This window comes from Anaerovibrio sp. RM50 (genome assembly GCF_000622005.1).
Lineage (GTDB): Bacteria > Bacillota > Negativicutes > Selenomonadales > Selenomonadaceae > Anaerovibrio.
The window spans coordinates 24,274-42,893 of sequence record NZ_JHWV01000001.1; the positions used below are offsets into that span (position 1 = coordinate 24,274).

The window sequence follows — 18,620 nt, forward strand, 5'->3', positions numbered from 1 at the left end:
CTATCACGCTCCCAAGCCACTCTTTAACTGAGTGCCGGAAGAAGATGCAACAGCACTTGAACCAAGGCCACTGCTGTACTGCTGACCTGCACCAGTGATGGTGGAGCCCATACCCTGTGCCCCTGCAATTCTTCTCCTATTCTGTTGAATCGCTGCGGAAACATTACGGGATGCCTCAGTAGCACTTGCTGGCTTTGCGGCTGCTTCCTTTGCGGCCTGAACCTGTGCCTGTGCTGCTTCTCTCTGGGCCCTTGCTGATTCCTCTGCTGCAGCTGCCTGCTGTCTGCTGGCACCATATCCCAGTATTGCAGAACCAATTACTGCCGATACAACATCACACATATCTTAAACACCTCCAAAAATGTCATAGGGCTGTCCATTGGCCCACATGAGCTTCTCATTATCCTCTTTCTTTCTGACTTCCCTCATAAAGGTTATTGCCAATGCATCTGCTCGGTTAGGAGATGCGAGCCCACGCTTTTTCATGGTCTCCTTGGACTCCAGCTGAATCCTGCCATCTTCTCTTGGCTTTGTCTCCGGACCGACCAGATCATCACATAGCTGCTGATCATCTGGGATAGCTCCTCCCTGTTTCAGCCAGTCCTTCATCCGTCCCCAGCCATAGGCACGGAGATTATAATATCCTTTATCTGGGGAAGCCTCGGCGAAGTTCACCAGCATCCAGCTTCTTCCCAGGTGCTTTCCTGCGGAATAGATGCCAGTGCCCCAGCCCATATCTATAATGACTCCATCAGCTTTGTGCTCATCCTCAAACTGGGCCAGCCTGTTTGCCATCTGGAAATCATCATCATTCTTTGAGTAAATAGCCAGTATAGATGATGCAAGCCCCTGTCTTTTTACAATGGCTATCTCATCACCGCCGGTCCATGCCGGATCCATGCCAATAATCACTGGAGCAAAATCATACTGCGAAGGGTGAATACTCCTGCCCCTTGCCTCATCAACATAGCTGCGCGGTATAAACTGTGCCTCACTGCTGGAAGGAAATTCTCCAAGCACACGAACCTTCACAAAGTCACTGTCTATGCCCCGCGTGTCTATCCACTCCTGAAGCTGTTTCTTGTTGGAGAAAGAAACGCTCCTGCTGTCCACCTGCTGAGTGTGCCAAAGAGCACGGTCACGATGGAAACAATCAAAAAAGCGCCCGGTATTCCTTGTAGGGTTACCAAACGCCGCCCATATTATTTCTGTATCTGCATCTGTCATGGCTCCTTCTGCTACTTCCCAAATAGTATTGGATATGGCAGAGGCCTCATCAAACAGAAGCAGTATTCTCTTTCCTTGGTTATGCAGTCCCGCAAATGCCTCTGTGTTATTATCACTCCAAGGTATGGCATCAATGCGCCAGTTCTGCTTGTGGCTCTCTTCAACTGAGAAAATAGCTGTAGCCGTACACTCAAACAGTTCCTTGCCTATGAACCGGTTATACCACTTGGTAAGTTCCGGCCATGTCTTATTTTCCAGCTGCTTGGCCGTGTTGGCTGTAACCACTCCACGGGTATCAGGGAATGTGGACAATGACCATAGAATAAGCCACGACACCACTGCGGACTTACCAACACCATGGCCTGAAGCAACAGCTTCCCGGATAACTTGGTCAATGTCTTTCAGCCCTTCCTTTATATCGAGCAAAAGATCTCGCTGCCATTTTTCGGGGCCGTCCATTCCTTCCAGCTCACCTTTGCCCCAGGGAAAAGCAAAATATACAAACCCAAGCGGATCATGTCTGAACTGCGCAAGAGCATCCACAAGCTTAAGCATGTCATTCCTTGTCACTGTTCTTCACCCTTCCCCATGCAGCTGCCAGCTCATCAGCTATACCAACATTACCGGAAAGCTCCATCTCTTTCTTGTCTCTCCAGTTTGCAGAATCCATATTCTTTAGCGCAAATATCAGGGCTGTTGTGTCTGGTGGTACTACCTTCTTTACCTTGCGGGACAGAATCACTTCGCCATCTTTGTCACGTTCATAGATTTCTTCTTCGGTTTCATCTCCCTTGGCCCTTTTAACAAGAGCATTCTCCAGCTCACGTATAACTACCTTTCGTCCCTTTTTTAGGGCCGCCGAAATCGCCGAATAGGTCTTCTTCCACTCACGCAGAGTAGATGCTGAAATCCCCATGTTGCTTGCTATTTGTTCATAGGTGAGACCATCTCTGGCCCAGCCTTCAATCAATAGGAGTCCTTCCTCGGACAACCAATCTTCATATTTTCCTTTTGCCATGTGGTCTCACCTCCTAGGCTTAGTTTTGGCAGGAACCTCATGCCCTTGAAGCTCCTGCCAGTAGCGAAATTCCCATCAAAGGAATTGATGGCATTTTTCCAACAAAAAGACAGCTCCGGGATTTGTAGAGCTGCCTTCTTGCTGTACTATGAAAATATTTAGAGAGGATATTATGATTTCTCAACCATACCTTCCTGACAATAAAAGCATACCACGGATTTTGTCAAGAAAAGTGCTTCCCCACTCAATTTTTTTATTTTAATCTCAAATGGATTTCCACTACTCTATCCAGTACCAACGCCCACCATTTTTTAATGGTTCTGTCAGATACCCATTCGCCATCGTCAAAGATGTACCGCTTGGCTATCTCCTCCGAGTACCTTCTCTGTGTGAAAATTACCCAGGATTTTTTTCCGTGATAACTCTGGGCCTTCCTTTCAGCCTCACGCCTTACAGTGATAAAAATCCTCTTGCGCTCACCAAATGTCTTAAGGGCTATCTCCACTGCCCGCAGCCACAGATACTCAGGGTGCTCAATATCGTACTGGGCAACCTTAATGGCTGCGTTCTCCGTAGGACTGCCTGGGAGATTTGTCTTGCCTCCGACCTTATCACCGGCAGGCACATTGTTGGCACTAAGCCACTCCAGCTTTTTGTCTTCATAGGTCTTGCGTTCATCAGCATAGTTAAGGATGTACTTCTCCGCAGTCTTGCGGTCTTTTTCCATGCTCCTTACTATGTCCTGCTCTCTCTGATCTGCTTCATCCATCAGCCCAAATCACCCCTGTTTTTCCGCGTCTCCAATCCATCACCAATAGCGTTCTGCATAAATAAATAGCCCTCATATAGCTCAAAGAATACATCCGCCCTCATAATCATTTCCCAGGGCTGGCCATTCTTTTTCCATGCCACAAAAGGCATATTCCCTTTACCTTCTGCCTTGGCATCTCTTACCGCCTGTCTCACAGATTCACGGACATTTAGCTTCTCAACATTTTTTACCTCAACATGAAGGTACGGAAGCCCAACCACATCTGCAGCCTGCCCGGTGTTTCCACAAAACTGTTGGGAGCGCCTGACATCTTCAAAGCCATGTTCCTTGCACAGCTTACAGAAGGCCAGTTCCCCGCGTATTCCCTTTGCTCTGCTGTCTATCGGCATTATCATACCCCCCAATCGCCATCAATTCTTATTGGGGCCACCAGCTGGACAATCTCACCTTTTTCCTTGATAATTACAGGACTCTTACTGTCCTTGCCCAAAATCTCAACATTCTCCAAATCAACATACTTAAGCCATTTAGGAAATATGTACACATAAAAATCTCCATCTTTGTCAATGAGCTTGTACATGACATCATACTGAAGATAAGGTTTAACAGTGCCAAGGATACGCAGTTCCTTATACGTCTCCATATCTTCAGCCTCGGTAATCCTCTTGTAGTAAATCTGAAGGGTTTCATATCTGTCAGCAACACGTTCCAATACCAGCTTACATTCCTCCTGTGGCATTCTGAACAGCGTGGCAGCACTCATTGGGGCAACAAATATTTTTCCTTCATCACCGCAATAATATCTCCACATATCAGTGTTCAAATTGGTAGAGTCCTTTATTATATCAATCTGCAATTTATCAAAATTCATTTATCAGCCCTCCCTAAAACAGTGTTATATCTTCTACCTCTGGTATATCCCACAACCAAGGAATGCACTTCCCGTACTTGTCCACCAGCATACATGAGGCTTCTTCATCAATAATGGTATATTCGGTCTTTTTGCCCTTTATCTTGTGGGTCTTACGCTTCCTGCCCAAAATACAGTAATGGCAATTTGGACCGCCGCCGTACTCTTGATCATGGAACGGTGATTTTCCAGCATGGAAGTAAGCACAGTGCTCCTGAATGATACGCATGGCATTGATTACTTCCGTGTCACTATGCTTTTTAAAGTCCTTGTACATGGCTCTCACCTCTTGTCTTCAATCAACCCTTCATCAGTTCCCTCACTTTGATTCGCAGCTGTATGGCCTCAGTCATTGCTCCAACCTCAAAGCCCCTGTCCCATGGTCTGGCTTCCCGGTTCTCCTGGTCCTTGTGTCTCTCTACTTCCTCATCAAGGAATTTCAATAATTTATCAACCATCAATCTACCTCCTGCTATTTGCTCCCATGAAAAACATAATTGTCAAAACTGTCGCTGCGGATCCGCAAATCATACCAACGAAAAAGGTTGCTAACTCATACACGGCTCTTCCTCCCCGATAAATACCAGACACTTCGGAACTTTTTTGCGCCCTAGTAGACGTTTACTGGAAGACGGATAGGTCATCCAGTGAAGATAGTCCATAGTCATTCCCGTCTTTTTGCTGATTTCTTCCAGGGTGCCATCACAGACATTACGTTCACCTACATACAACGCATAAATTTTGCTGCGCTTATTCATGGCTCAGCCATCCTTTCCTCCAGCTCCGCAGCCCTTGCCTCATACCAGGCTGCCTTTTTCATATCCTCGGCAAATCTGCCCTTATGCTTCGCCCTCCAGATGTACTTGAAGGCGGTCACTGTGGCATAGGCCCGCATCCACTCAGGGCCGAAAGCTGATACCATGGCATCCCAGCACTCAATATCCCCGGTGCAATAATGCGGCGGGTGGTTCACCATGTCCGCTTGTTCGCTTGTCTGCTTATCGGATTCACTTGTCTGCTTGTCCGCTTGTTCGCTTATCTTCTCATTTATCTCATAATTTATCTTGTCTTTTTTCTTATCAGTCATTTCTGTCTTTTCCTCCTCAGGCTCCGTTTTTACTGCCTCCGGCTTAGTTTTTATCTCATCATTTTTATTGTCATTCATTTTTGTGTCACTCTTATCTGCAACGCCGAAAGACTCATATAATGTCTCAAAGTCTGTCCTTGCAGCTATAACAGGGAATTTTTTCCTATACCCGTCCTCATAAAGATAAAGCCTCCCAGCTATAGGCTTTTCATTACGGATGCGGTAAAAAGCAGTGGCATTGGACACATCCAGCGCAGCGGCAAACTCGCTCAAATTTCTATACACCTTGTATACTCCGCCGTCACTGCAATCACATTCGATTATTTTCCTTGCTTCTTTTCCTGCCATATTGCCCTCCATCAAAAAATCATGTCATCATCGTTGTAACCTCTGGCATAATCCTTACAGTGAACCTTGGTTACTATCGAATCTATAAAATGCTCCGGGCTTCCTTCCATCCTGCTCAGGGCTACAATACAGGTACTGGAAGCTGTCATCAGATCCATAAGCTCCTCTGCCAGAAGCTCCTTGTTCTTGGAAGTAGGTTCCATAGCAAAGTCAGCAAGTGCCTCCGTTACCTCATCCCATTCCTCATGAATATCCTTTATCAAGTTTCTGATATCTCTTATTTCAACCTTCTCACGGAGAAGAAGGTTTGAAGGTGTTACATTAATTGTCATGCTGCGGGCCTCCTATATGCTATATTCCTTACCTTGTACGCCATTTCCTCATCAGGCGGAACATCCGGATCAATCAGTTCACTTATTCTCTTTAATGCCAGTTCCGGGAATAGCATATTGACCTCACCCTTGGGCAGCTTCAGGGAATTTATACCTTCACAAACCGCCTTAAACTGATTAAGACTCATGCCTCGAAGCTCCTGGAATCTTGCCTTTGCTCTCTCCAGTCTTTCCTTGCCAAAACCAAACTTATCATGAAGCAGCCAATAGAACATGGTCTGAATCTTCCTTACTTCCTTCTTGATACTGTGGTCTATGTAGTAATAGCACCACTCGGCAAAATCGTTACAGTCCTTTGGCTCCCGCATCTCTTTCTTAAAATCAATTCTGAAGCCTTTGCACTCCCGATACAGTCCTGCCTTAAAATAACTTACCTTCTGTCTCCACGGCGCACTGGTCGTGAAATATTCATTGAACTCGTTATAGAGCTCAAAAAATTTCATAATCTTCTGGTAGCCAAAAGCAAAGTTATCATGGAGAACTGTTGCAATCACACTGCCATAGTAGTAATTCAGATAAGTATCAAGCATCTGACAGTTTGACAGGGCAATCATTCTGCCCTTGTGTTCTGCCTTAGATATCTTCTCGGCGATACCATACACCTGCTTCTTAACCTCTACCTCTTTTTTCCGCTTAAGCTGCTTTCCTAATCTGCCCATTATTTCTCCAGCTCCTTAATTCTCGCAGAATAATATTCTTCATAATCCTTGCCCGTGGCCTCAGTCCCTGTGGCATCCTTCCATTCATCCATTATTCGGGCCACATTTTCCGTATGCTTCTGGGCACCTAATATTAATTGCCTGTCCTTAGGCGAAAACCCCTGTAATCTCATGTAAACACCCCATCAACTGTATTTTTCTTTACTGTCTGCCCAGCTATGCCCTGATAATCATCAAACTGATTTCTTGCCATGTCATAACTGAGCTTTGCAGTACCGCCCCCACCGTGCCGGTGCTTTCTCACAATAACCTCAGTCCAGTCATTGACTGATTCAGGGTCATAATACCTGTCACGGTATATAACCATAATGGCATCTGCATCCTGCTCAATGGCTCCAGATTCCTTCAAATCTGAAAGGGCTGGCCTTTTATCATTTCGATTTTCATTGGCCCTGTTTACCTGACTCAATGCCAATATCGGCGCATTGATATCCTTTGCCAGCTGCTGAATACCTCTGGAAATACTGGCCATTTCATTAGTCCTGCTTTCCCTGAAGCCATCAATGGTCATCAGCTGCATGTGGTCAATAACCACAAAATCAACGCCCTTCTTGGTATTTATCAGCCGTGTCCTTGCCCGGATATTCCCCAGCGAATACACATCGTCAACAATATCAAGCTGCCAGCCATTAACCCTGTTTTTCCCGGCTTCAAGCCTTTGGTATTTTTTCCTGCTTTCATCCGTTTCACCCTTTGCCATTGCATTTAGAGCATTAGTTTTTGCTTCTACTTCTGTTATACCCGACTCACAGGCAATGAGCCTTTTATATAAATCCCGCTTGGTCATTTCAAGGGAGAAATATAAAACCTTGTAGCCCTGTCGGCATACATTACGGACAAAATTTAAGGCCAGCGCGGTTTTACCCATGGCGGGACGGCCAGCCAATACGATGTAATGCCCTTCCTGCATCTTCTTCATTACCCTGTCAATGCCAGGTATTCCCCAACTGATGCCTTTATCTTCGATACTGATAAACGAATTAAAGGCTTCCTCCAGCGAGTTATCAGAATGATCCTGCTCAACGGTTCGCAGATCTTCGATACTGTCCACATATCTGCTCAGCGACTCACTAACCTCAATGGTTTTATCCTGCATCTCGGATTCAATGTCATGGGCCAATATAATCATCTGCCGTCTATGTGAGCATTCCTTTATCTGTCTTGCATATAGCTTTAACTGACTGGGATATGCCATCCCTTCACATAGCTTGGTAAGATAAAAGGGTGAACCGATTTTATCAGCCAGCCCATGTTTGTCGATGTATTCCATCACACTGGGAATGGCTAAAGTACCACCATCGGCGAACACTCCGGCAACGGCTTCATATACCGCCTGATTCGCTGCAGAATAGAAATCTTTGGCAGTTAAATAGCTCCCTATTTCAGCATAGGTGCTATTATCACCGTCTTTGTTCAGGATGCACAATTGGAGCAGGGCATTTTCAGCGTCAGGATTCTTGATTTTGTCTAGCTCCATTTTTTATTTCCTCAACCATTTCTTTGGGCAGCCATTCCGGATAATGTGCAGCTCCATTTTTCTTAATATCCTCAATCAGTTTTTGCCGTTCAAGCCACTCCTGATATTCTGGTGTCTCATCCTCATAAACAATCTTTGGTGGCGGTTCCGGTTTGGGTGCATCCTTTTCAGCAGCATCATACCCATCCGTCTCCCAGCTTTTCAAAATGCCCTCGACATATGACAGGCTCCGCTTGTTTCTGACAACAGCTCTTTCGATTGCCTTCACAACGGCTCCTGATCCGAAATGCTTAACATCATCTGCCAGCTTCTCAAGTTCGATACTGGAGCATACAGGTCTGATTCCATCCTGATATGCTTTCAACACCTCATCAGGAACAGCCGTCGGGGAGTCCTCGCGCGCACGCGCGTATTCTCTCTCTATATTCTTATTATTCTCTCTATTTTCTTGGGTGACATTTTTGGTACTATTTGTACCACTTTTGTCACTATTGCTAGTGACATTTTTGGTATTATTATGGTGACATTTTTGGTACTGGGTGACATTTTTGGTAGTACCATTTTTGTCACCATTCCCACTTTTGTCACTAGTACCATTTATGTCACTAGTGACATTTTTGGTAGTATTTATTTCTCTCCTGACCGGGGAAAGATATGTGGTTTTTATCCAACCTTTTTCTTCAAGATTTTTTATTATCCTCATAACCTGTCTTTTGTTCATATTGAGGATATTTCCTATATGATTATTACTGGCATTACACGGGGCGAGAATATATATCTCTGCTGCAACCAGCTTCTCAGATAACGTCAATTCCTTATCTGAGAGGATTTCTATAGGAATCCATAATCCTTTTACATCATGCAATTCCGTCCCCCCTCAACTTAAATACCCCCGCTATTTTCTCATCAATATGCACAGGCTCCAGGATATACCTCTTAACGAAAGTTTCCCTGCCTATTCTGTGAATCTCTTGATGGTGGCGCCGGCACAAAGGAAGGCATCTCATACCTATGTGGCATATCTCTTTCCTGTTGCGCCCGGTTCCCACACTGTCATAATGGTGCAGCTCTGCCTTGCCTCCACACACTGCGCAGCGCTTGTTGACCGCACATACCCACACATATCTGGGCACGTCCTCACACAGCTTATAGAGTGGCTCTCCGCATGGAATACCCTCCATCAGACAGAAGTCTATGAGGTATGTTATGTACAGCTTGGCAGTCTCCTTGGAGCAATCAGACAGAGAAAAGTCAGCCTCCAATGTCTCACCTGTTGCCGCAAACATCAGCTTACTTATTTCCTTGGCTGCTTCCATAGGTGTATAACCCCACCACTCAGAAATAAACTTGATTAAAACGTATGCCTTGCGCCTCTGCTTTGCCGTGATACTATCAACAGTTGTCAGCTCCACCGCCACATTCTTATCCAGTTCATTCAAGTGGTTCTCCAGGCGGGGATTCAGGGGAGCGGAAAACCACAGCTCCCCATTCTTTACCCCTTTTATTTCCGCTTCAATTATCATAAGCTACCTCATGATCAGAAAGGGATCTCCTCATCATTAGCTACAGTTCCACCAAATCCGCCGGCAAAACTTTGCTCCAGCTCTTTGTCTGGAAGTATTGGAAGTGTTTCCAGAGTACTCAGAGGATAAATATTAATCAGCTTGTTATGGCCGTATACCTTGCCATTGTATTCAGAAGGTTCGTTATGTGTCTGACCTGCGAATACCAATCCCTTCAGCTTGGTCTCATCCCAATCCCAAGAGAATCCACTATTGGAATCCTCCAGGCACTTAATGAATCCCTTGAAACGGCCAAGGTTCTGCTCGTCACACATCTGGTAATAAATTGCATCATTGCTCCACTTGGCAACCTTATTGGAATTAGTGTTGGACTGCCTCTTTAAGTCAGCCTCATACTTTCTCTTATAGAAATCCTTGAACTCACCATCAGCCACATCAAAGGCAATCTTAAGCATCTGTCTGCCGGACTTACTGGTGTTTTCCTCAGCCTTAATAATCTTCATCTTGTAATTGCCGGTAGGCAGCACGTAAAATCCCCCGCCAATAATTGGTTCTGCACTCTCATATCCGTTAATCTTCTGCATAAAATTATTCCTCCTCATACTTTGTAAGTGTGTCGATAACAAAATTCATGTCGTTTGGAATGGTCTTATCAAAACATTCCATAGGGCTCTTGGCTGTACTGTGGTCTGCGGAAGTCTCAAATATATAGCCGTCAGCCGTTGCCTTGGATAAAAGTACTGTGGAGAACTTGGACTCCACCACCAGCTTGTCCAACTTGCGGCCGCTTGTTTTCATCTTGGTAAAGATGTAGCCGTTATCGTCCTTATCCGTCTGGCTATGTGCCAGGCACACAACAGTCAGATCATCACGCAGCTTGTGGATGTCGCTGATAAGCTCCCAGATGGATGTTGCCATGTCCTGCCACTTATCAAATCCCTTTTCCCTCATTCTCCGCATCTCATCATTAACCATAATCATGTTCAGGGTATCAATGACAACCACTTTGATATGGGTCATATCCTGATTGTCAATGCGGTTAAGTATCTGCATGATAGTACCGACCTTATCAGTCTCGATATAGTTCTTATTCTCGGTACTGTAATTCTTTTTCCAGCCTCGCCATGACAAGCCCTTGCCATCAGCCTCTATAATGAATGTGGTCTTAGGGTCTAAGGTTCTCAGCGAAGTAGTCTTACCACTGCCGCTCTCACCCATAATCAATATTGCTCTGGACATATATACCTCCTGTTGTCACTTCACGCTCATGCCGATAGCTTGTGTTAAAGTAATTCCATCAAATGTTTTCCCAGCTTTAATGGCTGCTTTTAAGGCTTTTTTGTCTGGCTCCGTTATTATCTTTCTTCTCAGATATTCAGGCGGTACAACTGCGCCTTTTGCAATCTGCACACTAGCCGGATTCTTTTTAAATTTGATAACAAATCGGCCATCCTTATCTTCAAAGTTATGTTCCTCGGTGGCCTGTCGCAGATAATTTTCTGCATCAGCTATCTTCTGTTGTTCGCTCTCTTTTCTCTTTTTAAGAATTTTGATCTGGTTATCAATGGCATCCACCATAGCCTGACGATTTTTAATAAATAGAGCTACGCTTGTAATTTTCTCTTTTATTTCACCTTCAAGTTTGTCCAGATAATCCTTTAAAGGAATAATCTCACCAGTTTCTTCATCTACAGCCTCATCAAGACCTTGTGAGTATGCATCTAATACAGCAGCGTACTCTGCTTTAATCTCATATATATTCATGTGTTGTCTCTCTCCTTTGTTTGTGCTACACTTAAAGCACAAAGTGAATTTTCTGAGTTTTTATTTTTCGCCGTTCTCAGTCGCATCTGGGAACGGTATTTTTTTATTTCAAGAACGGGAAGATTATGCCCGTATAAATAACCGAACCGATTATCCCGCCCAGCACGCCGATCCCCAGCAAAGTCCAAGCCTCATTGCTGAGAAATGGCAGGTTGACCCGCTTGTGGATACGCTTCGGCCTTTTTATTTCAATATGATTAAAGTTATAAAACATCCTGTCCTCCTAAAATGGTGTGTCCCGGTAATGCCTATGCCCTACGATGTAAGCATAGAGCTGTGTTACTTCCTCATTGTTGCTTCTGGCCAGCAGTTTCAATGCCCTAAGCCAGTTCTTCCTCCTCTGCCTCATCATTGAATTCCTCCATCAACACCTTCATTAATTCATTTGCGTTGTCCTCACCAATAAGCACTCTGCAACTGCCATTGGAAATAATATATTCGCAGGTTGTTACTCGATGCTCAGGATTCTTTGGGAAATGAGGATTAAAAGAATGAATCTGTTTAAAAACCATCATGCTGTCACTTTCAAAGATTGTTTCAGTAGTGTGTTCCCAATCTCTCATATACTTATTCACCTCCCTTCACATAGGCCTGTCGAGCCAGCCGCACAGAATCATAACCAAGAGGAAAATTGCCGGTGTTACAATCCAATGCGTGAAAAGTCTTTTTAAAAGGGCCCAGTCCTCTTCTTGGTGTCGCTGAAGGGCCCATTCCCACTTCTTCATGCAGTGGCCACCTGCCCCTCATTCTTTTTCCTTACCTCTACTTCCACCTTCTGGCCTTTGGCGCGACCGTCCAGCTTCAGCAGCAATTCGATAAACTTCTCTGGCTTAAAGCCAATAATTTTTTTCTTGGTATCCATATTCAGTTCTCCTTTCATATGGAATTGGGTAGTGTACATTCGAGCCGTTTATACGTTTTTCTGCTTATTCACCAACTCCCAGCAGGCCTGGACAATTAATGAGTTGATGCTCTGTCCTGTTTCCTTGGCCATTTTATCTAGCTTGCGCTTAAGGGCCGGTACCACTCGCAAATATAGGTTCTGCTTATCAGGCAGCTTGTCCATATTGCACCTCCTTTTTAAACTAAGGGTGGGGTTTGCACATTATGAAGTAATGTGCAATAGTTATCCGTAGGATAATTATGTTTTTTTCGTTGTTTATTGTGTTGTTTGGTGTTAATTCGCGATTTTGTTTCGTTGCGTATGATGTTGTATCGTGTTGTGTAGGGTCATTTCGTAACTTTTGGGGTTACTTTTGGGGCAAAAAAAATCTCTGCTGGGTTTTCGATACCTAATCTCTGAATCATTATTTCGATTTCATCAGAACCAAATACCCCCTTATCCAGCTTGATAGAAAAGGTCTTAGGCGTAATACCTAGCATATTAGCCATATCTTTTCTTGTTATGTGGTTTTTGGCCATAAGGCCAAGAATTTCATCTGTTAAAATCACTCTTTTCCCTCCTTGCATGTTTAGTGTAACTTACTAGGTTACCTAAATTCTATATCCAGTTGGGTATCTTGTCAAGATATTTTTGTTATTATTATTAACATTTTTGTCGCCTAATAAGTCATTTTATGATATTATACTTGTAACAACACGAGATAGGAGCTGTTAAATATGAATGAGACAATAGGCACGAGATTAAAAGAATTACGCTTGCAAAAAGACTATACTCAGGAATATGTAGGTAATATCATCGGTGTTTCAAAACAAACTTTATATAAATACGAGAATGGCATTGTTACCAACATTCCTTCAGATAAAATCGAAGCGCTGGCTAAAGTATATGGAGTAACACCTGAATATATAATGGGTTGGGCTACCCCTTCCTCAGAACCAGACCGCCCATCCTACTACGCTGACCCAGAGACTGCGGAGGTTGCGGAGAGGCTCCGTACTCAGCCTGGTATGCGTATGCTCTTTGATGCCTCCAAAGATGCCAAGCCTGAGGACCTGCAGTATGCAGCCGACCTTCTCAAAAGACTCAAGGGTAATGAATGATGGTAAAAAAATCGACCTCTTGAAATTGCTTTCGGAGGTCAAAAATTATACAGTGAACATACATTCTATTTATAGAGGTGGTTTTGTATGTTATTAGAGGGAATTGATTACTTTATCCGCCAGCTGGGCGGACTTAATGCTAAAGTAAAAGGATTCGTCTGCGAGGATGCTGACGGAATCTATAACATATATGTGAACAAAGACCATACACGCGAACAGCAGATGCAGACCATAAAGCATGAGCTGGAGCATATAGAGAATGAGGATATAGAGTCACTCTCCCCCGCCGATCAGCTGGAAGCCCAACGGCATGGATAAATAGCAATGTGCAATATATACACTTTGCTTTCAACTACCGAGGAATCCTCGGAGGTTGGTTTCCGAATCCGGTTGCGGATTTGAACTGTTTCCAAATCGGAAATAGTTCAAATAAAAAACCCGCCCAGTGAGGCGGTGAGAAAGGAATGATATTTTATGAATGAATTAGATAAATTAGTCGCACAGTTTAGAGCTACCCCATTCCTGTTTGTAGGTTCTGGATTAACCATGCGCTATTATGACTTACCTGACTGGTCTGGTTTATTAAAGATTTTTGCCTCCAAATTAAGTGATGATGTTGCTTCTTACTCAAAATATGTAAATATGGCAAAAGTTGCAGGGCATGATGATTTACCTAATGTGGCCACAGCCATAGAAAGAGATTTTAACGACCGCTGGTTTAATGATCCTGATTTCAGGATGCTCCCGGAAGAAGATATACGAAATGTATCAAATCTCAATATTAGTCCGTTCAAAGCTGAAATTGCTCACTACATTGCGCAAAAATCAGAGCCACTGATTGATTACGCCGAAGAAATTGAACAGTTTAAGCAGCTTTCTGATAAACATATTACCGGAATTATCACCACAAATTATGATTGTTTTCTTGAAAAAACAACAACTTTTGAGACTTATGTTGGACAAAACGAGCTTATTTTTTCTAATGTCCAGGGGATTGCTGAAATATACAAAATTCACGGATCTGTTACCCAGCCAGAAAGTATTGTTATAAACGCAGAGGATTACGATGTATTCTCGCAAAAGTCCAAATATCTCGCGGCTAAATTAATGACGATATTTATGGAGTACCCTATAATCTTTATGGGATATTCCCTCAGTGATACAAATGTTCAAAATATATTAAAAGCTATTGTTGACTGTATGCCAGAAAGTAAACGATCGCTTTTAGAAAAGAATTTTATATTTATAGATTTTGATAAGGATATGTCATCGACAAACATAAGCATATCACCATTTGTTGTTTCTTTGGATGGAACTTTGCTTACAATGACAAGGGTAACCCTCAGTAATTACTCACTTCTCTACTCCGCTTTATGCAAGAAAAAGTCTGGACTACCTGTCAAATTGTTACGTATGTTCAAAAAAGAGTTTTATTCATATACATTAACCAATACCCCTACTTCTAATATGCGTGTTGCTGCAGTTGATGATAAAAGGGTCGGTGATGAAGAACTTGTCCTGGCTATTTGTAAACCTAGTGATATTGGTCGACACGGGTTAACCGGTCTGAAGCCAGATGACATTTATGCTGATGTGATATTGGATAATCTGAAATATACTCCAGATGAAGTTTTGACTGATGCTTACCCCGAATTAATTCGCAAAGCAAACAAACTTCCTGTACATAAGTTATTATCTAAAGCACAAAATGCTTACCCTAATATAATTCCAGTTGATGACTATGATTCTTTGCTAAACACTTCTATACTAAAAGCCCGTGTAACAAGATTACCAGTAGAACATAGGAATATTGAATTTATTATAAAGAATTATCCGATAGCCAAAGCAATCTCTTATATACCTCTATTGGTGCCAGAAGAAATTGATATATCGGTTCTACATGATTTTCTCTACGGCCTGCTTACCAATGATGAAACATCATTAACTGGTTCTGCTAAAGATACAATGAAATCTGACATTAGACGCCTGATACGAATTTATGATTGGCTTAAATATAAGGAAAAGCCCCTTGGATAGAATCCAAGGGGCAACACGACCATGAACACAATGCGACAAGGTGCTACGTTATAACACAATGTTCTCCAAGGTGCTCATATTATTAATTACCTTAAATTGAGGTCCGATAGGTCCACATGAGACGTTCGTCAGACTGTCAACTTAGGGAAGCCAACCCCAGGGGCAAAGGAATTCTAAGCATTACACCTACTCCCATTCGGGAACCCAGCCTTATCCTTCACAAGTTGACTTCTTTGGATGTATTATCTCACATTTTGAGATATTTTACAACAGCATGTTATCTTTAAATATCTTTAAGTATCTTCCGCTATATCTCAAAATAAAAGCCGCCCCCTGCGCCAACAGGGAACGGCCCGAATGTAATCAGTCTGCGAGGTGCAAACTAACCACACTACCCGTAGTTAGTATAACACCTCTCAGGCTTGTTTGCCAAACGCAAATAATCTGAAAGAGGTGTTTTATTATGAAAAGAGCAGCACTATATATCCGTGTCAGCACGGATGAGCAGGCAAGACACGGTTTCTCCCTGGGAGAACAGCAGCATGATCTGGAATCCTACGCAGCTTCCCACCACTACACTGTGGTGGATGTGTACGCTGATGAGGGCAATACGGCCCGGAAAGCTATCAGCAAAAGGAAGGAGCTCCAGAGGCTTCTTGACGATGTGCGGGCGGGCCATATTGATGTTATCCTGCTTAAGTGCCTTGACAGATGGTTCCGTAATGTTCAGGACTTCTACAAGGTGCAGGAGGTGCTGGATGCCCACGGTGTTGAATGGGAATGCACCCAGGAGGATTACAACACCACCACGACCAATGGGCGGCTTATGCTTAACCTTAAGCTGACCATTGCACAGAATGAGTCAGACCAGACCAGTGACCGTATCAAGTATATCAACGAGGGCAAGAAGCGGCGCAAGGAGGAATGCACCGGCAAGCACCCTTTTGCCTACACATCTGTAGATAAGAAGCTGACCATTGTGGAAGAAGAACGGCCTATTGTGGAGTTTGCCTTTGCCCAGCTTCTCGCCGGATCATCCAACCACTCCATAGCAAAGAAGATATGGGAGGAGTTTCATTTTGCTATAGATGCCCGCAGGGTATGGCGCATTGTACGCAACCCTACATATAAGGGTGAGCGGTACGGCATTCCTGATTATTGCCCGGCCATTATCCCGCCGGAGGATTTTGACAGGGTGCAGGAGCTTCTCAGCCGCAATAAGCCACCAACCAGAACGGGCCTGACCTATCTGTTCAATGGCAAGATTGTCTGCCCAAGCTGTGGCAGCATTCTTGTGGTCAATTGTGGAAAGTCCAAAAAGACTGGTAAGTACACCCGTCCGACTTATCTCTGTGGCAAGAAGTATACTACCGGAAAACCAAAAGACGCTGGTGGCTGCCAGTTCGGCGGAGGTGTATCTGAGAATGTTGTGGAGCGTTGGCTGGTAAAGAATATCTTCCCGCTGCTGAAAGGTTACGAAGCACAGCTCAAAGCCTCACGGGGCCATTCTGTGAATTATAAGTCCAAGGTGAAGGGGATCAATGCAAAACTGACCCGCCTCAAGGATTTATATCTGGACGCCCTCATTGACAAGGATACCTATAAGGCGGATTATCAGAAGCTTCAGGACGAACTGGCCAGAGCGGTCATTGATGCCAAGAAGCAGATCAGGCTCTCCCCTGCCATGGACAGCATCCTCTCAGATGAGGATTTCGAGACAACCTACTACAATCTTCCACGGGAGCAGAGGCGGGAACTTTGGCAGACTCTTATCAAGAGGATAACCATTGGTCGTCGTCCGGAGGAAAGGGGAAAGTCTTACAAGGACTTCATAGTTGAATTTATGTAGTGTATTTTTATACAAAAATAGCCGTCAAGCTAGATTTTATCTAGTCTGACGGCTACTCTAATATTTATACAAAACTATACACTTGGTTTTCCAGTACGCCCCCTCTTGGTCATTGGAACCCCCTGCTTACACAGTGGGCAGTTGTCAGGCTCGTAGGTCTGAACGTCCATATGAAGCAGTGCAGTACTTGGCACATCCCCGAAGGTTGCCCTGCCGCCGCTGCGGTCCACCAACATACTTACAGCCACTGGAATACCGCCATGCTCCTTCACCACATCAATAACCTCACGAATGGAACCGCCAGTGGTAACAATGTCCTCAACGACGAGAACACGTTCACCCTCATGGAGGGTAAAGCCACGACGGAAGGTCATCTTGCCGTTTTCACGCTCGGTGAAAATAGCACGGGTGCCAAGGGCCTTACCCGTTTCATGGGCCAGCAGAATGCCACCCGTAACAGGGCCCACCACGGTTTCAATATTGGCGTCAACAAACTTTGCAGCCATGGCCTGACACAGCTTTTCAGTGTATTCAGGCTTCTGAAGTACGTTGAACTTCTCCACATAGCGTGGACTGTGAAGGCCGGAGGTCAGAAGGAAATGACCTTCCATAATTGCCCCGGTTTCCAGAAGCATATCCTCTACTTCTTTTTCAGTCAGTTTCTTTAATTCTGCCATTATTGTACCCTCTCCATTTCTTTAATTATTGCTTCCGCTGCTTTCTTTGGATCTTCAGCAACACGGATTGGACGACCCACCACCAGATGGGTTGCACCATTTTTCAGGGCCGATTCAGGTGTTGCAATACGGCTCTGGTCATCGATGCTGGCTCCCGCTGGACGCACCCCGGGAGTAATTATCAGAAAATCCGGGCCACAGGCTTCGCGAATGGCTGCTGCCTCCTGAGGGGAAGCCACCACACCATCAAGTCCTGCCTCCTTTGTGAGCTTTGCCAAACGAACCACCTGGTCACGAATTTCACACTCCATGCCAAGGCCCTGCCAATCGCTCTGATTTATGCTGGTAAGAATCGTTACCGCAATGAGCTTGGGACATGGAATACCCATTTCCTCAGCCTTTTTGTGTACCCTTTCCGCCGCTGTCTTCATCATGGTAAAGCCACCAGAGGCGTGAACATTCATAATGTCCGCCCCCTGTACCATAAGGGAGCAAAGTCCCTCAGCCACGGTGTTGGGAATATCGTGGAGCTTAAGATCAAGAAAGATATTCTTGCCCTTTTCTTTAAGGTAAGAAATGACCTTGGCTCCCTCGCTGTAGAAAAGCTCCATACCAACCTTGTAGTAGCTGACGCTGTCCCCCAGGGTATCCACAAGCCTCTCCACGTCCTCAAATTTATGAAAATCAAGGGCTACAATCAAACGATTATCTGCCATAAAGTTCTCCTATAAGCACTAAAATATCATTGCGTAGGAA

Annotated in this window: 31 protein-coding genes; 4 read left to right on the forward strand and 27 right to left on the reverse strand. The window is 44.4% G+C overall.

The genetic code is table 11. From position 1 onward, the window contains the following. Positions 1-3: 3 nt before the first annotated feature. The 25 genes from T525_RS0100125 to T525_RS0100245 all read right to left on the reverse strand — a co-directional run bounded on the left by T525_RS0100125 (position 4) and on the right by T525_RS0100245 (position 12,749). Positions 4-342 carry a hypothetical protein gene (locus tag T525_RS0100125; RefSeq protein WP_027405481.1) on the reverse strand — a complete coding sequence of 113 codons (339 nt, stop codon included), beginning with the start codon at positions 340-342 and terminating at the stop codon, positions 4-6. Positions 343-345: 3 nt separating this feature from the next. Beyond that, the gene (locus T525_RS0100130) at positions 346-1,797 is read right to left on the reverse strand and encodes a hypothetical protein (protein ID WP_027405482.1); all 1,452 of its coding nucleotides are present in this window, start codon (positions 1,795-1,797) and stop codon (positions 346-348) included. Then, positions 1,784-2,245 (reverse strand): helix-turn-helix domain-containing protein, encoded by a 462-nt coding sequence (locus T525_RS0100135; protein ID WP_027405483.1) that lies wholly within the window; start codon positions 2,243-2,245, stop codon positions 1,784-1,786. Before T525_RS0100135 ends, T525_RS0100130 begins: the two co-directional genes overlap by 14 nt. A gap of 253 nt (positions 2,246-2,498) precedes the next feature. Further along, positions 2,499-3,014: a hypothetical protein gene (locus T525_RS0100140; protein WP_027405484.1), complete on the reverse strand. Its 516-nt coding sequence runs from the start codon at positions 3,012-3,014 to the stop codon at positions 2,499-2,501. Further along, entirely contained in the window at positions 3,014-3,406 is a 393-nt protein-coding gene (locus T525_RS13775) for a hypothetical protein (protein ID WP_198022571.1), read from the reverse strand. Before T525_RS13775 ends, T525_RS0100140 begins: the two co-directional genes overlap by 1 nt. A 2-nt stretch (positions 3,407-3,408) precedes the next feature. Next, the gene (locus T525_RS0100150; protein WP_027405485.1) at positions 3,409-3,888 is read right to left on the reverse strand and encodes a hypothetical protein; all 480 of its coding nucleotides are present in this window, start codon (positions 3,886-3,888) and stop codon (positions 3,409-3,411) included. A gap of 13 nt (positions 3,889-3,901) precedes the next feature. Then, entirely contained in the window at positions 3,902-4,204 is a 303-nt protein-coding gene (locus T525_RS0100155; protein WP_027405486.1) for a hypothetical protein, read from the reverse strand. Positions 4,205-4,226: 22 nt separating this feature from the next. Beyond that, positions 4,227-4,385 carry a hypothetical protein gene (locus T525_RS16115; protein WP_156945466.1) on the reverse strand — a complete coding sequence of 53 codons (159 nt, stop codon included), beginning with the start codon at positions 4,383-4,385 and terminating at the stop codon, positions 4,227-4,229. A 90-nt stretch (positions 4,386-4,475) separates the two neighbouring features. Continuing rightward, entirely contained in the window at positions 4,476-4,685 is a 210-nt protein-coding gene (locus tag T525_RS0100165; protein WP_027405487.1) for a hypothetical protein, read from the reverse strand. Next, a complete protein-coding gene (locus T525_RS16000; RefSeq protein WP_051533310.1) occupies positions 4,682-5,362 on the reverse strand; it encodes a DUF3310 domain-containing protein in 681 nt (226 codons plus the stop codon). The genes T525_RS0100165 and T525_RS16000 overlap by 4 nt, the downstream gene beginning before the upstream one ends. An 11-nt stretch (positions 5,363-5,373) precedes the next feature. Continuing rightward, positions 5,374-5,694: a hypothetical protein gene (locus T525_RS0100175; protein ID WP_027405489.1), complete on the reverse strand. Its 321-nt coding sequence runs from the start codon at positions 5,692-5,694 to the stop codon at positions 5,374-5,376. Beyond that, positions 5,691-6,413, reverse strand: a complete 723-nt coding sequence (locus T525_RS0100180; protein WP_027405490.1) for a hypothetical protein — start codon at positions 6,411-6,413, stop codon at positions 5,691-5,693. The genes T525_RS0100175 and T525_RS0100180 overlap by 4 nt, the downstream gene beginning before the upstream one ends. Next, a complete protein-coding gene (locus T525_RS16120; RefSeq protein WP_156945468.1) occupies positions 6,413-6,586 on the reverse strand; it encodes a hypothetical protein in 174 nt (57 codons plus the stop codon). The genes T525_RS0100180 and T525_RS16120 overlap by 1 nt, the downstream gene beginning before the upstream one ends. After that, on the reverse strand, positions 6,583-7,950 hold the full coding sequence (locus T525_RS0100190) for a DnaB-like helicase C-terminal domain-containing protein (RefSeq protein ID WP_027405491.1): 1,368 nt from the start codon (positions 7,948-7,950) through the stop codon (positions 6,583-6,585). Before T525_RS0100190 ends, T525_RS16120 begins: the two co-directional genes overlap by 4 nt. Next, positions 7,922-8,815, reverse strand: coding sequence for a DnaD domain protein (locus T525_RS0100195; RefSeq protein WP_027405492.1), 894 nt, complete (start codon positions 8,813-8,815; stop codon positions 7,922-7,924). Before T525_RS0100195 ends, T525_RS0100190 begins: the two co-directional genes overlap by 29 nt. Beyond that, positions 8,808-9,473, reverse strand: a complete 666-nt coding sequence (locus T525_RS0100200) for a putative HNHc nuclease (RefSeq protein WP_027405493.1) — start codon at positions 9,471-9,473, stop codon at positions 8,808-8,810. Before T525_RS0100200 ends, T525_RS0100195 begins: the two co-directional genes overlap by 8 nt. Before the next feature lie 14 nt (positions 9,474-9,487). After that, entirely contained in the window at positions 9,488-10,057 is a 570-nt protein-coding gene (locus T525_RS0100205; protein ID WP_027405494.1) for a DUF669 domain-containing protein, read from the reverse strand. Between the two features lie 4 nt (positions 10,058-10,061). After that, the gene (locus T525_RS0100210; RefSeq protein WP_027405495.1) at positions 10,062-10,712 is read right to left on the reverse strand and encodes an AAA family ATPase; all 651 of its coding nucleotides are present in this window, start codon (positions 10,710-10,712) and stop codon (positions 10,062-10,064) included. A 15-nt stretch (positions 10,713-10,727) separates the two neighbouring features. Further along, the gene (locus tag T525_RS0100215) at positions 10,728-11,237 is read right to left on the reverse strand and encodes a siphovirus Gp157 family protein (protein ID WP_027405496.1); all 510 of its coding nucleotides are present in this window, start codon (positions 11,235-11,237) and stop codon (positions 10,728-10,730) included. Positions 11,238-11,340: 103 nt separating this feature from the next. Then, the gene (locus tag T525_RS16125; protein ID WP_156945470.1) at positions 11,341-11,511 is read right to left on the reverse strand and encodes a hypothetical protein; all 171 of its coding nucleotides are present in this window, start codon (positions 11,509-11,511) and stop codon (positions 11,341-11,343) included. Positions 11,512-11,617: 106 nt separating this feature from the next. Further along, complete coding sequence (locus T525_RS0100225) at positions 11,618-11,860, reverse strand: hypothetical protein (protein WP_027405497.1); 243 nt, start codon at positions 11,858-11,860, stop codon at positions 11,618-11,620. Between the two features lie 18 nt (positions 11,861-11,878). After that, positions 11,879-12,022 (reverse strand): DUF3021 family protein, encoded by a 144-nt coding sequence (locus T525_RS16130; RefSeq protein ID WP_156945472.1) that lies wholly within the window; start codon positions 12,020-12,022, stop codon positions 11,879-11,881. Next, positions 12,019-12,159 (reverse strand): hypothetical protein, encoded by a 141-nt coding sequence (locus T525_RS16135; protein WP_156945474.1) that lies wholly within the window; start codon positions 12,157-12,159, stop codon positions 12,019-12,021. The genes T525_RS16130 and T525_RS16135 overlap by 4 nt, the downstream gene beginning before the upstream one ends. A gap of 48 nt (positions 12,160-12,207) precedes the next feature. Further along, a complete protein-coding gene (locus T525_RS16140; RefSeq protein WP_156945476.1) occupies positions 12,208-12,363 on the reverse strand; it encodes a toxin-antitoxin system HicB family antitoxin in 156 nt (51 codons plus the stop codon). A 164-nt stretch (positions 12,364-12,527) separates the two neighbouring features. Next, a complete protein-coding gene (locus tag T525_RS0100245) occupies positions 12,528-12,749 on the reverse strand; it encodes a hypothetical protein (RefSeq protein ID WP_027405498.1) in 222 nt (73 codons plus the stop codon). A 168-nt stretch (positions 12,750-12,917) separates the two neighbouring features. On the opposite strand from T525_RS0100245, the gene T525_RS0100250 reads away from it, so the two are divergent. The 4 genes from T525_RS0100250 to T525_RS0100265 all read left to right on the forward strand — a co-directional run bounded on the left by T525_RS0100250 (position 12,918) and on the right by T525_RS0100265 (position 17,187). Then, positions 12,918-13,301: a helix-turn-helix domain-containing protein gene (locus T525_RS0100250; RefSeq protein WP_027405499.1), complete on the forward strand. Its 384-nt coding sequence runs from the start codon at positions 12,918-12,920 to the stop codon at positions 13,299-13,301. 87 nt (positions 13,302-13,388) lie between these two features. Beyond that, a complete protein-coding gene (locus tag T525_RS0100255) occupies positions 13,389-13,619 on the forward strand; it encodes an ImmA/IrrE family metallo-endopeptidase (RefSeq protein ID WP_051533311.1) in 231 nt (76 codons plus the stop codon). A gap of 156 nt (positions 13,620-13,775) precedes the next feature. Further along, positions 13,776-15,338 (forward strand): SIR2 family protein, encoded by a 1,563-nt coding sequence (locus T525_RS0100260; protein ID WP_027405501.1) that lies wholly within the window; start codon positions 13,776-13,778, stop codon positions 15,336-15,338. 463 nt (positions 15,339-15,801) lie between these two features. Then, on the forward strand, positions 15,802-17,187 hold the full coding sequence (locus tag T525_RS0100265; RefSeq protein ID WP_027405502.1) for a recombinase family protein: 1,386 nt from the start codon (positions 15,802-15,804) through the stop codon (positions 17,185-17,187). Positions 17,188-17,261: 74 nt separating this feature from the next. On the opposite strand, the gene pyrE is transcribed toward T525_RS0100265, so the two are convergent. Together pyrE and pyrF are read right to left on the reverse strand one after the other, a co-directional pair. Beyond that, on the reverse strand, positions 17,262-17,864 hold the full coding sequence (pyrE, locus tag T525_RS0100270; RefSeq protein WP_369751923.1) for an orotate phosphoribosyltransferase: 603 nt from the start codon (positions 17,862-17,864) through the stop codon (positions 17,262-17,264). Further along, positions 17,864-18,580: an orotidine-5'-phosphate decarboxylase gene (gene pyrF, locus T525_RS0100275; protein ID WP_027405504.1), complete on the reverse strand. Its 717-nt coding sequence runs from the start codon at positions 18,578-18,580 to the stop codon at positions 17,864-17,866. The genes pyrE and pyrF overlap by 1 nt, the downstream gene beginning before the upstream one ends. Positions 18,581-18,620: the final 40 nt, after the last annotated feature.